Origin of the sequence: Devosia sp. Root413D1 (assembly GCF_001425235.1) — a bacterium.
Classification (GTDB): domain Bacteria; phylum Pseudomonadota; class Alphaproteobacteria; order Rhizobiales; family Devosiaceae; genus Devosia_A.
In genome coordinates this window covers 653,667-669,303 of sequence record NZ_LMEA01000001.1, presented here as the reverse complement: position 1 = coordinate 669,303, position 15,637 = coordinate 653,667, and the positions used below count along the sequence as shown (strand labels likewise).

Annotated in this window: 1 protein-coding gene (running past one end of the window); it reads right to left on the bottom strand. The window is 65.1% G+C overall.

Features of this window, described 5'->3' with window-relative positions; all coding sequences use genetic code 11:
• Window positions 1-15,637, bottom strand: the 5' portion of a protein-coding gene (locus ASC89_RS03295) for an LEPR-XLL domain-containing protein (RefSeq protein WP_055994519.1). Its footprint begins 13,904 nt before the window's first position; only the first 15,637 of its 29,541 coding nucleotides appear in the window; its start codon is at window positions 15,635-15,637; the stop codon falls past the left edge of the window.

Below are 15,637 nucleotides of genomic sequence, written 5' to 3'. Positions count from 1 at the left end.
CGACGATGACATTGCCGTTATCGTCCCGCGGCGGTTCCGCGAGACCGAGGAAGATGAGTTCGCGGGTCAGGCGCTTGATCTCGCCCTGCCAGAAGGCGCGCACCACGGCGTCGTCGCGATACTTGTCGTATTCAACACGCGCCTTGACCAGCTCGTCGACGTAGTTGGAGGTGAGCTGCTTCTTGACCAGCTTCACCGTGACGGTGTCGATCGCCGAGCCGTCCGCACCCTTTGCGGTGATCACCGCCGTGGGGTTGGCCTGCGTTCCGCCGACCGACTCGATCACCACGTTGACGACGCGGTTAAGGCCGGTGCGGATGGTGCCGTCCACGTTGACGACGGAATCCACCTCCGAGCCGCCATTGCTGGTGAAGGTCTCGGCGCCGCCCAGCGCGCTGTTGATGCCGTCGCTGACGGCGGTGGCCCAGTTCCGGCTCTTGCCCTGCGAGATGATATTGGCGAGCGCGAAGGTGTCGGCCAGGACGTCGACATTGCCACCCGACAGCACCGTCGCACCGTCCATTACGTCGATGCGGTTGGTGATGAACAGCAGGCTGTCGTTGCGCACCTTGTCGAGCGGAATGACGCTGCCGGCCAGCGTGTCGGCATAGGTCGCGAGCTTGTAGCTGTCGCGGGTGAAGCTCTCGTCCATGCCGGTCAGCATGCGGACGTGGCGCAGCGCCTTGATCTCGGCGCCCCCGCCGATGGTGATGTTGTGGACCGGATTGATCTCGAGCACGCTCTGCGCCGCCGAGGCGGTGAGGAAGCCGTAGTTGTCGACGCTGACCTTGATGGTGGCGTCGACTTCACTGTTCGAGGCGAGGCGAACGTCGCCGGTCGAGCTGATCTTGATGTTTGAGTTGCTGGTCGTTGCCGGGTTGGTGCCGATCTGCACCGTGCCGACGACACCGTTGCCATTGTCGTCGTCGTCGCCCGCGTCATCCTTGGTGTCGAGCGTGCTCGAGGCGCCGATGCCGGAGATCACGCCACCGCCCTTATAGGCGACGGTGTCGGCATAGAAGATGTCGTTGAAGGTCGAGAGCGAAATGCCACCGGCATCGGGCGAGGCGTTCTGCACCGTCAGCGTGACGTTGTCCTCGACGATGGTCAGCGTCCTGAGCGACAGGTCGGTGCGGATCTCGGAGCCGGCGATGCTGATGGCGCCGGCCGAGATGCCGTCGACATTGGTGCCGATATCGGCCTTGGTGAAGTGATTGGCAGCGGAGGCCGAGATGCTGGCGGCGATGATATCGGCGCTGTTGGCGAAGCGCGCCGTGCTGTTGGCGTTGACGTCGTTGGTGGCCGAGGTGCCGTTGCCCGAGATCACGCCATACGAGCTGGTCTTAATCTCGTTATTGGCGAGGGTGTTCTGGTCGGAGGCGAGCCGCAGCGCACCGGTGGCGCCGGTCGTGGCATTGGCCAGCAGGGTGATCTGCGCGTTGCCGCCGATCTTGGCTTCCGAAGCGACATTCGCCACGGTGTCAGCCTCGCCCGAGGCGATACCGACGAGGCCGCCGGCGCCGGGACTGGCCGACGAGGCGTTGTCGTCATTGCCGTTGGCGCGCACCACCAGATCACCAGCGGTGATGCTGACGTTGGCAGCAACCTCTGCCTTGGTGTTCGAGGTGGAGGTTGCCGTGGCCTTGGTGGCGCCGGCGGCGACGAGGCCGAAGGCGGCGCTGTCGGAGGCGGCGCGCTGCCGGTTGTCGCCGCGCGCCGTGGCGGCCACAGTGCCGGAAGCGACGATCGAGGTGCCGGTGCCGAGCAGCGCCGAGATGGCGCCGATATGGTCGGCATTGGTGACGGTGGCATCGGCGCCGATCAGCGCCCCGACAATGCCCTGCGACGAGGCATAGGCCGTATTGGCCGTGGCGGAGGCGCGCGCCTCCTCGGCCTGCAATGTCAGGTCACGAACGGCGAAACTGGTATTGGTCGTCTCGGTCTTCGAGAGCACATCGACATCGACGTCGGCCTTCGAAACGCCGACGGCGAGGACACCGCCGGTGGCCGCCTCGGTCTCCGCACTGGCGGATGGCGTCGCGGTGGCGCGCAGCGTTACATCACGCGCGTCGATGCTGGAGGTGCCGAACGTGCGGGCAGTGTTGTCGATATCAATATCGGTATCGGCATCGAGGCCCGAGACCGCAAGGCTGAACAGCCCGGCGGCCACGGTGAGCGCGCGATTGACCGCGGTCGTCGTGACATCGGTGTCGGCGGTGATTTCGATATCGCCGTTCACATTGAGGGTGCTGTGGTTGATATAGGCGTCGGTCACGGCGACCACGTTGTTGGTGGTCTTGGCGCCGCCGCCGGCCAAGGTCGGGCCGATGCTGAGGTTGACCGCCACCGAAGCGAGTTCGGCCGTGGCATCGAGCGTAATATCGCTGGTTGCACCGATCTCGACCTTACCGGTCGCGAGCTGGAACTGCAGCGGGTCGGGCGTCGCCACCACCCCGTCCTTGAGACGATTGAAATAGCCCAGGGCGTCCTTGGCCACCGTGCCGGTGACCACCACGGCGCCAGCGTCCGCAATATAGGCCTTTACCGTCGACTTGCTGAAGTTCTCGGCCACGGTCACAGCGATCGATGCCGCGCCGCCATAGACGCCGGCCGCGCCAGCGATCGACGCGGCGCCCGCATAGGCTTCCATGTCGATGGTGTCGTCGGCGGCGATGCTGAGGTCACCGGCAGTGATGCCGGCGCCATCGCCGGAGATATAGGCCGAGGTTTCCACCCCGACGTGGTTGCTGGTTTCCGAGCCGGCGCCGGCCGCCGCGACGCCAACGCCGCCGGCGGCGATCGCCACAGAGCCAGAGATCACCTTGGCATCAATGGTTTCGCTGGAGGTGGCATCGAGCGAGAGCTCGCCGAAGCTCTCGACCTCGGTGTCCTCGAGATACGCCTTGACCACGATCGGATCATAAGTCGGAGCGAGGTCGGCGCCGTTGGTGACGTAGCCGATATTGTTACGGGCAATGCCGACGCCGATCGAGGCCGCAACGCCGACGCCGCCAAAGGCCGCCGATCCCGCAACCGCGAGGACCTGGGCGTCGATGTCGGAGGTACTGTCGGCTGTGACGTCGATATCGCCACCCGCATCGAGCACGCTGTCTGCCGCATAGGCCGTGGCGCTGCCGAGCACGGTATTGAGCGCCACCGCGCCGCCACCGGAAACCGAGACGCCGACGGCGCCACCGCTGATGGCGACAGCCGCCGCAGCGGAGGTGGCTTCGATGGTGTTGTCGAGCGTGGCCGAGATCTGGATCGTCCCAGGCGTCGCTGCGGCGGGCGGATTGGAGCCGCTCGGCCGGTCGACGATGTCGGTCACCGAGATATCGGCGTCGGTCGCATAGGCGCTGACGCCACCGTCGATGGTGTTCTTGGCGATGGCGATACCGACGCTGACCCCGACGCCGGTGGCGCCAATGCCGACGGCAAGTGAAGCTGCGCCGGCCAGCGCCTCGATATCGGAGGTGTTTTCGGCGCTGATGCTGACACTGGCCGCATCGATCTCCGCCTTGGTGGCGGCGGTATTGCCGACTGCAGCCTTGCCCGAGATATAGGCGCTAGTTTCGACGGCGATGAGGTTCTCGACGTAAACGCCCGCAGCGGAGACACCCACGCCAACCGAGCCGCCGGCCAGGGCGCCGGCCGCGGCGACCACCGTCGCATCGATGGTCTGGTCGGAGATGGCGCTCACATCGACCGCGCCGGTCGCGGTGACCTTGGACTGGTCGATGAAAGCCTTGACCTCGGCCGTGCTGGTGAGCTCCGCGGTGGTCAGCGGATCTTCGGTGTCGATGAGTTCCTGGTAGGTGAGTCCGCCATCGTCCCAATCGCCGATGGTGTTGAGGGCGACCGAAATGCCGATGCCGACGCCGACACCGGTAGCGCCGGCGGCGACCGAAACGGCAACCGCGGCGATCTCCGCATCGATCTTGGAGGTGGAATCGGCCTCGACCAGCACGCTGCCGGTGACGTCGACGCTGGCCACGCTGGCGATCGAGGCGACCACGTCGCCACCGATCTTGTTCTGCGCCGCGGCACCCGCGCCGCTGACGGCGACGCCGACGCTGCCGAAGCCGGCACCGAAGGATGCCGCATAGGCCTTGGCGTTGATCTTCGCATCGCGCTTGGCGTTGACCGACAGGTTCCCCGAATTGGTCTTGAGCTGCGCCACGCCGGCCGCCGAAGCGGTGACGCCGGCACTGATCTCGTTGAGCGCCACGGCGATGCCGAGCGCGATGCCGGCACCGGTCGAGCCGACCGCCAGCGCCACCGAGGCGGCGCCGGTCAGCACGTCGATATCGGACTTGTCCTCGGCGGAAACCTTGATCGAGTCGCCGATGATGTCGGAGGTCGCGCCGTCGATCAGCGCCGAGGTCGCGACGGTGATGGCATTGTGAGTGCCCGCGCCGGCGCCGCCGAGCGCCACGCCCACCGAGCCGCCGATGCCGATGGCCATCGAGGCCGCAACAACGGTGGCGTCGATCTTGCCTTCGGAAAGCGCGGTGACTTCGACCGCGCCACCCGAGGTGACATCGCTGCTGCTGATATGAGCCTTGACCTGGGCCTGTGTTGCCGCGGCGCCGGTGATCAGGTTCTCGGCGACCGAGACACCGAAGCCGACCGCAACGCCGTTGGAACCGCCGATGCCTACCGCAAAGGCGGCAGCGACGATGGTGGCGTCGATATCCTGCTTCGAATGCGCATCGACCAGCACGCCGCCGCCGACCGTGAGGGTCGAGGTCAGGATGGTGGCGAGCACATCGGTGGCGATGACGTTACTGGCCCCGGCGCCGCCGCCGCTGACCGAGACGCCGTTGCTCGGGCTGCCGCTGAGGGTGAATGCCGCCGCCGCCGCAGTCGCGGAGATTTTGGAAAGGTCCTCGGCCTTGACCGAGACCCCGCCGGTGCCGGTGACCGTGGTATCCTCGACATGGGCCTTGGTGGTGCCTTTGATGTCGTTGAGCGCCACGCCGGCGGCGATCGATACCGCGACCGAGCTGCCGCCTGAAAGGGCAGCGGTGACGCTGCCTGCTGCCGCAATCGCTGTGATGGTGTTGTTGCTGACGGCGCCGACCTCGAGGCCGTCGGTGCCGAGTGTGACGGTCGATGCGCCGGTGGCGCCACCATCGACGGTGGCGGTCGTATCGGCGGCGATGCGGTTTTCAACGATCGCACCGGCGATGCCGAACTGCTTGGCATTGGATGACGACGCACCGATCGCCACGGCCGCGGCCGCGACGGTAGCGTCGATGGTCGCCGTCGAGCTGCCGTCGACCTTGACCTTCTTGCCCGACACCGTCGAGTTGCGGACGCTCGCCTCGGTCTTCAGCGGCGTGGCGGTGCCGACCTGGGTGATCGAACCGGTATAGCCGATATAGTTGAACGCCAGCGCCGCGCCGATGGCGACGCCGTTCGAGGCGCCACCAAAGCTGCCGGACACCGCGACAGCAGCCGCCAGCACTTTGGCGTCGATGTCGGCGGCGTTCCCGGCATGCACTTGCACGGTACCGGCCGGAGCAGAAACGTCGGAATCGAGGATCGTTGCTTCGGCGCTGCCGAGCAGCGCGTTATTGGAGATGGCGGCGCCGCCGCTGACGCTGGTCGTGGCGCCGCTGAGCGCTACCGCCCCGGCGACCGCGGCCGCAGCGGCCATGCTCTCGATCGTGCTCGCCTGGTCGGCGCTGACCGTCACCGAGCCGGCATCGAAATCGTCGACATCGTCGATCGCCGCGTCGATGTCGGCGCGGATGATGTTGCGCGACACCACGAGGCTGATGGCGAAGCTCTTGGTGCCACCGCCGGTGAACAAGTCAGCCGCCAGCGCGATCACCGGCTGCACAACCTCGGAAGTGATGTTGGCGGTGTTGTCGGCATCGACCAGCACGTCGCCATCGGCATAGACCTGGCTCGAGTTGCTGATGGTGGCGTTGACCGTCGAGGTGACCCGGTTCAGCGCGATGACAGCGCCGACGCTGATGGCGTTGCCGCCACCACCGCGCAGGGTGCGCACGAAGTTGGAGATTTCGGCGTTGATGGTCTGATCGCCATGCGCCTCGACATTGAGGTCGCCGCTGGCATCGATCGTGGTGTTGTCGATGAGCGCCGTGGTGGCGACCGGCGGCGCTCCTTGGATGGTATCGACGAGGTCGGTGCCGACCAGCGCATCGACGGTGTTGAACAGGAAGTTCTGGTTTTGCACGCCCACCGAATTGAAGGCGAGCGTCACCCCGACCGAAGTCTGCTTGGAGATGGTGTCGGCGTCGAGCGTGGCGTCGATGGTCGAGGTGTTGTTGGCGATGACCGAGACGTTGTCAGCGGAGGTGACGGTGCTGCCTAGCAGCTTGGCGCTGGTGGTGCCGAGCACGTTGTTGGTCGAGATCACGGCATTGATCGCCACCGAGCTCGACTGGGCGTTGGTGCCGCCGGTCACTTCGACGCGCGCCGTCAGATCAGCATCGATCAGGCCGGTCTTCTCGGACTCGATGTCGAGGTCGCCGGTCAGCGTCAGCTTGGTGCCGGTGACCAACGCATCGGCGTTACCCTCGACCAGGTTGAGGATGGCCATGGCGCCGACGCCGGTGGCCTTGCCGCCGGCGAGGTTGGAGGTCAGCGAGTTGATGAGCTCGACGCCCTTCGAAACGCTGAACTCGGAGAAGGCGGCGTTGGTGGTGATGTTGCCGCTGAGGTCGATCGCGACGCCATCAGGGCCGGAATACTTGAAGATCTTGCCTTGGTCGGCTGCAACAGAATAGTCGTCGCCGATATAGACGAGATCCCCGTCGTTCAGCGTCTGCGTGCCCGACTTGGTGGTGTATTTGTAGCTCTCGATCAGCGACTGGATGACGTTGGTGGCAATGCTGATGCCGTAGTCGTTGCTGATCTTGGCGATGGCCTTGATGTTGCCGACCGCGAGAATCTCGCCGTCGTCGCTCGCCTTCACCGTGACGTCGTCGGCCTCGATGACGGCCGTCGGAGCCGCGCTGTTGTCGATCGTCGCGGTTGCGCCGCCCGCCACCTTGTTGCTGGCGATGATGAAGCCCAGCGCCTTGCCGTCGGTGCCGGCGATCGAAGTGGTCGACGAGGTCGCCTCGTTGCTGACTTCGGCGTCGATGATGGCGGTGTTGTCGGCGGTGACGCTGAGGTCGCCGGAGATGTCGATGGTGCTCGAGGTGATCTTGGCGCTGGCGATCGCCGGATTCTTGCCGTTGAAAGCGTCGGCGGCGAGGAAATCGTCGCCGAGGATCGCATCGATGCCGTTGAACAGGACGTTCTGGGTGTTCCAGCCGACCGAGTTGAACGCCATCACCACGCCGGCGGTATTGCCGCCGCTGGTCGAAGCCGCGGCAAGCGTCTTGGCGTTGATCTGGGCGTCGTTCACTGCATCGACTGCGACATTGCCCTGGCCGGTGACGGTCGAATTGACGATCTCGGCTACGGCGCTGGACTGCACGAGGTTGGTCGCCAGCGTGCCGTTGATCGCCAGCACGGTATCCTTGGCCGCCTTGGTGGTGCCGTCCTTGCCCGGCTTGGGGTTGGGCGCAAACGAGACGTTGGAGGGCAGCGAGCTGCCGCCGATGGCCGCAATGGCGCTGTCGGCGATAGCGCGCAGGGTCGCCGTCTCTTCGGCGCTGACGGTCACGTTGCCGGCGCCGCCTTCAACCTCGGCATTGTTGATGCTGGCGCTGGCCCCGCCGCGCACGTCGTTGAGCACCACCAGCGCGCCGATCGACTTGGCCGGCGCCGCCGACAGGTTGAGGTCGTGCAGCAGGATCTCGGTGACCGGATCCTTCTTCCAGTAGTTGAGGTCGGTGAAGTCGAGCTTGGTCAGGTCGGTATTCTGGCCGCTCGCGGCGGTGCCCATGTAGGTGTAGATGGCGCCGGCGTCGCCGCCGATCAGCTTGAAGTTGGCCGAGGTGGCGAAATTGAAGGTGTCGACGTTCGGGATGGTGAACGGCGCACTGCCGACATACAGGTACTTGAGGCCGGCATCTTCGCCGGCCGCCGGCTCGAGCTGGATGACCTCGCCGGCGTTGATCGCCACATTGGTCGGCGGAATGCCGAATGACATGTCGATCGTCGGATCGCCATAGGCGTCGTCGAGGCGGATGCGGTCACCATACTTGAGGCCGCGGATCTTGGTGCCGGCAGGATCGGGCTGGGTGTCGTAATCCGCCCCCATTACGTCGTTGAGGGTCTCCTGGATGATGCCGACGCCGGCGTCATTGGTGACCGAGGTCTCCGCCACCAGCTTGGTGTTGGAATAGATGCCGCTCTGGTCCTTGGCGGTGACGGCGACGCCCTGGCCCGCGGTGATGTCCTTGCCGCTCGCGGTCTTGGCGTTCTTGATCGTGGCGGTCGCCTTGCCGCTGACCTTGTTGCCCGACAGCACGACGCCATACGCCGCGCCCGAGGCGCCATAGAGCGCCGAGGTGGTGGTCTGCGCGGTGTTGGAGACGGTCGAGTTGATCTGCGCGGTATTGTCGGCGGCGACAGTGATCTTGCCGTCGGCATTGACCGTGCCGCCGTCGATGGTCGCCGTCGCGTCGGCACCGATATTGCCGCCGAAGCCGAGGTCGGAAATGTAGTTGGCGCCGACCAGCGTATCGATGGTGTTGAACAGGATGTTCTGCGGGGCCCAGCCCACCGAGTTGAAGGCGAGCGTGACGCCCACCGCGGTCGCACCGGAAGCGGCGGAGGCGTAATTCCGCGCGTCGATCGCCGCGTTGTTGGTGGCGAGTACGTCGACATCGCCGGCAGCGGTGATGGTCGAGGCCTCGAGCGAGGCCGCGGCCTTGCCGAGCACGACATTGGTGACGATCTGGCCGGAAGCCCCGAGCACCTTGCCCGAGCCGTCGATGCCACTGCCGCCCGAGGCGGAGACCGTGTTGGTGGAATAGGCCCAGATCTGCGAGGTGTTGGTCGCCTCGACGACCACGTCGCCGGGATCCGCCCCGAAGCCATCGGCATCGACTACGGCGTTGACGATCTTGGCGGTCGCGTCGCCCTTGACTTCGTTATAGGCGACTGACAGCCCGATCGCCTTGGCATTGGTGGCAACGATGTTGCCGATTTCAGGGAAGAAGATGTCTTCGTAGTCGGCGGTGCGCAGCTGCTTCCAGAGCAAGGCGTCGCCATAGTTGATCAGCGCCAGGTCGGTCGGCGCCAGGTCGGGCTCACCGATATACTCGTAGATTTCGCCGGCATTCACGTCGAGCTTCAGCCACAGCGCGGTGTTGGTGAGAACGATGCCGGTATTCTCGGTGATCGGCGTGGTGCCGAGATAGCGGTAGATCTCCCCGCCTTTCTCGACGATGTCGCCCTGGATCAAGTTGACGGCGGCGCCAGCGCCCAGCGTATCGAGATCGACCTCGCCATTGAGATAGGCCAGCGAGACGCGAACCTTGTCGCCCTTCTCGATGGTCTGGGTGCCCGACTGGCTGGTGTAATCATAGTCGCCGGCGCCGAGGCGGCCGGCGACGCCGGTCACCAGCTGCTGCACGGCTGCCAGGGTGTTCGACGGCAGCGCCGACGCGACCACCTTGATGTTGGCCGAAATGCTGGCTTCGTTGTCGGCGGCAACGCGAACCGACTCGTCCGCCTCGACCTGCTTGTTGACGGCACCGGTGTTGTCGATGATCGCATCGGCGCCGGCACTGATCTTGTTCATGGCGAGCAGTGCGCCCACCGCCAGGCCCTTGGCGCCCTGCTTGGCAACGACGCCGAACGGGTTCGACCATTCTTGCTTGGCTTCGTTGCCGGTGACCGCAGTGATGCGGGCCGAGTTCTCGGCGGTAACGCTGATCGAGCCCGCGACGTCGATGTCCGAATTGACGATCGAGGAGGTGGTCGAGAACGCCTGCTCGTTACCGAGCGCCGTCGCCACTTCCGGTGAGCCGATGATCAGATCGACCGCATCGAGGAACAGGTTCTGCGGTTTCCAGCCGACCGAGTTGAAGGCGATCACCGCGTTGACCACCTTGCCGCCGGCGCTCATCTCGCTGAGCGCGGTGGATTCGATGGTCGCCGCGTTGGTGCCGCGGACGGTCAGATCGTTGCCGACGCCCGTCCCCTTGCTGATGGTCGAGCCGTTGACCGTCGCGAGGGTGGCGCCCAGGATGCTGTTGGACACCGAGACCGCGCCGAACGCCTTGGAGGCGTTGCCGTCGGTGACGTTCTCGGAACTGATGACGCTGATATCGGTCGCCTTGATCGTCGCGATCTGGTCGGCGGTGACGTCGATCTTGCCGGTCGAGGCAATGGTCGAGCTTTCGATTGCCGCCGTCACATAGGCGTCGACCTGGTTGCGCGCGAAAATGCCGCCCTTGGCAGCGCTACCGGTCTTCAGCGGGTCCTTGAATTCCTTGCCCTTGGCCTTGCTGGTCGCCTTGGCCTGCCCCATCTTGGCGCTGACCAGGGTCTGGGCGAAGGCCGGCGAGATTATGTCGTCGGTGGTCAGCTGCTTCCACAGGCCGAAATCGGTGAAGTCGGCCTCGGCCAGATCGATCTGATCGGTGGCCGTGCCCATATACTGGTAGACGTCGCCAGCCTTGCCGGTGGTTACCTTCCAGCGGCCCGTGTTGCTGAAGGTCTCAGTCTGCAGGGCACCCAGCGAGGTGATGGTGTCGAGGCCGGCGTATTCGTAGACGACGCCGCCCTTCTGGACCCGGTCGCCGGCCTTGATTTCGATAGTGTTGGGCTGCAGCAGCTCATCGAGATTGATCTCGGCGTGGACCAGTACCTTATCGCCGAAGGTCAGCTTTTCCGCCGAACCGAAGAACCCCGGCGTGCCGGATTTGGTGGTGTACTTGTAGTCGTCGACCACAGCGCTGACGACATCGCTGAGCACGTCGGCGCCATAGGTCGTCGCCGTGGTGTTGTCCGCACCGACATTGGTCAGCGTGTCGATAATGGCGGAATTAACCGCCCGCACCGTGACCGTCGCGCCGGCAACGGTGGAGGCCGCGTTGATCCTGGCGGTGGCGCTGTTGGAGATCTTGTTGCCGGCGATAGCCAGGGCCAGCGACGACGACTTGGTCTGGGCGATCGCCTGGAACGCGGCCGATGCGCGGTTATCCAGCACCGCGGTGATGAGACCCGACGACAATGCCTCGACCAGCACGTCGGCCGAAGACTGCACGTTCGAGTTGGTGATGCGCGCCTCGACGTCGTAGACGGTTTGCTGGCGCAGGGCCACGGTCTGGCCCGTGTCGGCGTCATCAACAAAGTCGCCCAGCAAGGTCTCGACGGAATTGAACAGCAGGTTGCCGCGCGCCCAGCCGATGGTGTTGTTGGCGATTTGCAGCGCCTGCATCTTGGAGGCGCCCTCACCGGTCGAGACCGCCGAGTTCTCCGCCGTGATGGTGGCGGAGTTGTCCGCCCGCACCGACACCGAGCCGATCTTGGCGTTTGCCGCGCCGAGCTGGGCATCGATGATCTGCGCCGAGGTGGCGCCCTGGATCAGGTTGGTGGAAATGATGGCGCTCTGCGCGCCGGTCTTGCCGCCCTTCAGCAGCTTCTTGAGGATGGTGCCCTTGACGCCCTTGGGCGCGAACTTCTTGAGCAGCGAATCCTCGTTGAACGTGCCGCCGCCCTGCACCTCGTTGTAGACGTCGGCATTGGCCGTGATCTCACCGATCGACTTGGCATCGACCGAGACGGTATTGGCGTTGACCACGGCGTTGGTGAGCAGCGCCGTGGCGCCGCCACGCAGGTCGTTGAGCACGATGACCTGGCCGGTGGCCTTAGCGCCGACCGAGCGAATGTTGTACTGGTCGGTGAAGATCGAGTAGTCGAGGTCGGGTTTCCACAGGCCCTTGTCGGTGAAATCGACCATGGAGAGGTCGAGCACCAGCTGATCGGCACCCAGATAGGTGTAGGTGTCGCCGGCCTCGCCCTTGATCGCCTGCCAGGTGTTCACATCGCCGAAATTCGGCCCGCCGGATTTCCAGTTGGTGACGGTGAGCGGATCCGAGCCGATATACTTGTAGAGCTTGCCGGAGTTGCCGACCTCGGAAACCAGCAGGATCTGGTCCTTGGTGATCGTCAGCGGCGTCTTCTTGGAGGTGACGAGATCGTAGTCGAGGCCGACGGTCGTGCCGTAGGCAACCGGAGCAGTGGTGATACCGTCGGTCAGCACGCGGTCGGCATCGAGCGTGATGCCGCGGTTGTTCAGCGACGTGCCGGTGACCGCTTCCTCGATGGTATCGGCGAGCCCGTACTCGAAGAAGCGCTCGAGCGCATGCAGCCCGCCATCGGTACTGGAGATCGCGGTGCCGGTCAGCTTGACGTTGGAATTGATCCGCGTCTCGTCGTCGGCATTGACGATCAGAGCCCCGCCGGCGGTGATCGCCTTGTCGGTGGCCCCGCCATCAATTACCGCGGAAGCGAGCCGGTTGATCTGGTTGTTGGCCAGCGCAACGCCAAGCACCTTGGCGTTGGCCTTCAGAACGCCGACATCGTTGGTCTGCTTGGACGAACTGGAAACCGTGGTGTTGGCGGTGCCCTTCGAGAGCGCGACCGCCGAAATGGCGCCTGCAGCCGAGACCACCGCGTCGGTGATCGACGCCTTGACCTGGACCTCGGTGGGAGATTGGAAGAACTCGGTGCCGAGGATCGCGTCGAGCGTTGCCTTCTGGAAGGCCAGCGTGTTGCCGGAGAGGGTCGGTCCCTGACCGATATCCCAGCCGACGATGTTCATCGCCTCCATGCGCGCCGCTGACGCAGCGCCGCCCTTCAGCATCTTCAACAGCTTGGCGCCCGAGATGCCACGGCCTTCCATGTTCAGGTAGATGGAGGCATCGAGGAAACTGTCGTCGGTCGCCTTGACCAGCACATCGCTGCCGGCGCCGGTGGTGGTGAGCGTGCCGCCGCTGATCGTCGCCGTGGTCGAGCCGTTCACCACGTTGGCGACGAGAATGCCGGCCATCACCTTCTTGGCGGTGATCGCATCCAGCGGGTCGACCTCGGGCGCTTCCTCCATCGGGATCGATTCGGAGAAGGCGGTGATGGTGGTGATGTTCAACGCCTCGACGGTGACGTCGCCGGCCGACACGATGGTCGAGGCGTTGATCGCCGCGGTCGTGTCTTTCTGAATCTGGTTGATGATCGCGACGCGGGCGATGTGCTTCTTGACGGCCGGGTCGGGCGCGTCGCCGTTGGCGTCGAGTGGCGGCAGGAAGGGCACGGCGAGCGCCGTGACCGATGAGCGATCGATGGCCGAAACGCTGACGCCGCCGCTGCCGGCGCGTACGTCGCTGGCATCGAGCTTCGCCGAAGTTGTGCCGATCACCGCGTTGTCGGAATCGAGGCTGGTGGCCGAGTAACCGGTATTGCTGGTTGCCGAGAGCGAAAGCCTGCCGACCGCGGTGGCGGGCGAGCCGCCATCGATCTTGATGCCGCGGATCGTCGCGGTGGTGGCTTCGGTCGCCTCGTTGGTGACCGAACCCATCTGGTTGGAAACGATCTCGTTGCGCACGTCGCCGGCGCTGTTGGCGCTGACACTTATGGCGTTGGTGGCCCGCAGGGCGTTGGGCAGCACCCCAGGTACCGCCGTCGGCGCGGGCGTGCCGACCATCACCGAGGTATTGCGGTTGATCGAGGTGTCGGAATCGATCGCCGAGAACACCACGATGGTCGAGAGCTTGGGCTTGAAGGCGTCGATTTCGGTCTGGATGATATCGCGAACGATGGTTTGGTCGTCAGCCGCGATGGCCACGGTGCCCGCGCCGCTGGTCGCTGTCACCGCCGCGTTGGCGGCAACCGTGACCGTGGTGATGTTGGTGACGTTGACGTCGGCATCGACATTATTGGTGTCGATGATCCCGGCACCACCGGTGTTGTAGGCGTTCGTGACATCGCTGATGGTGGTGTTGATCAGCGCCTCAATTTCTTCCAGGGCGACCTGGCCACTTTCGATCGCGCTGGTGAAGGCGGCATCGAACGACGAGATGCTCGGCCGCGGCACCGGATTGGTGACAAGCGTATCGTCCGATTCGCGATACAACTGGCCGTCCTCGCCCCGGTACAGGTCGGGGTAGAGGATCGCGTCGATCATGCCGGGCGGCAGGACGATCTTTCCCGGCGCCGCTGTCAGCGAGAAGATCGAGGTCGGGAAGGTCACTTCGGCCAACCCGAGCATGTTCGGAATCGGCACCTCGGTCAGCATGATGTCGACATCGACATCCGTATCGGCGCCGATACTGACGGCCTGACCGCTGACGGTGCCGTTGATCGTCACCGTCGAGGTGTTGTTCAGCGTCGTCGAAATGGTCTTCAGCGCCACATTGGCCATGCCGTGCGCGCGCACCGTATTGGCCGCAACCGACGCCACGATCACCGAATCGGCAGTGATGCTGCCGTTGACCTGCACGGTCGCCAGCGTGGTGCGGGTGACGCTCAAGGTCGCCACATTGCCGTCGCCATCGGGATTGGCGCCCGCCGCGTCGAGCGAGACGCGCGACCAGTCGATGGCCTTGATGGTGACGGCGTCGGCGACGACATCGGCGCCCGCCTGGATGGTGACGTTCTCGGCGCTCAGCCCGAGCGAACCGCCGACCGTGACGTCGCCGGCGACGAGGATCTGCTCGCCCGCGTCAACCATCAGCGAGAAGGCGGCATTGGAGGGCAGCGAACTGATGGTGGTGACGTTGGCCAGGTCGCCCAGGTAGAGCCAGACGGGAGTTGTGGCGGAAGTGTCGTAGTTGCTGCCGTCGATCACCGCGCGCACCACATCGGCGCCACTGGCGATGATCGAGACGTTCTTGTTGGACGCGCCCGAGACGATGTTCCGCATGTCGACGACGTTGATGCCGCCGCCGACTGTGAACGGCTCCAGGTTCTCGAAGGTCAGGGTCGAGTCGTTGCTGAGCCCGACCGAGCCCGAACCGTTGGCGCCGAGCCTGCCGGTGCCGCCGACGGCGCTGACGCCGGAATAGATAACGGTATCGTTCCCACCAAAGCCGCCATCCACGACGCCGCTGAGCTTGCCGGCGGCAGCGAAGGTAAAGGTATCGGCGTTGCCGTCGGAACCCTCGAGGTTCTCGACGCCGATAAACGTCAGGTCGGCCGCCTGGCCGTTGATCGAGCCGGCCTCGTTGCCGCTGATCAACCATGCAGTTGCGTCGGAGGTGTCGTAGATCAGCCGGTCTATCCCGCCACCGCCAGTGAAGGTGATGGACGGAATCAGGGTGTTGGAGCCGAACGAGTCCTCATCGATGCGCAGCGTATCGTTGCCGGAGCCGCCAATGATGTTGATACTGCCGCCCGCGTTGATCTCATCGAGATCACCGAAGGCCAGCACCCTGCCGCCGCTCTTCTGGTCGAGGATTTCGACCCGGCGCACGGTAACGGTGGTGGGACCGACGACCTTCTCTTCCTCGATCAGGCGGACGAGCAAGTCATGGTCCTGCGCGACCGGATCAGTGGCAAAACTGACGCTGAGGTCGGCATTCAGCAGCAGGCGGGGTTCGAGCGAATCAAAAACCAGGCGGACGCGCTCGGCGAGCTGCCGATCCGACCTGCTCCGACGCAACAGTCGCACCAGCCTGTCCTGCAGCGCACTGGCCAGTTTCACGCGACGCTGCGAAGTGGGACGCCCGAAGATGCCTTCGGATCTGAAAGGATAGGCCAT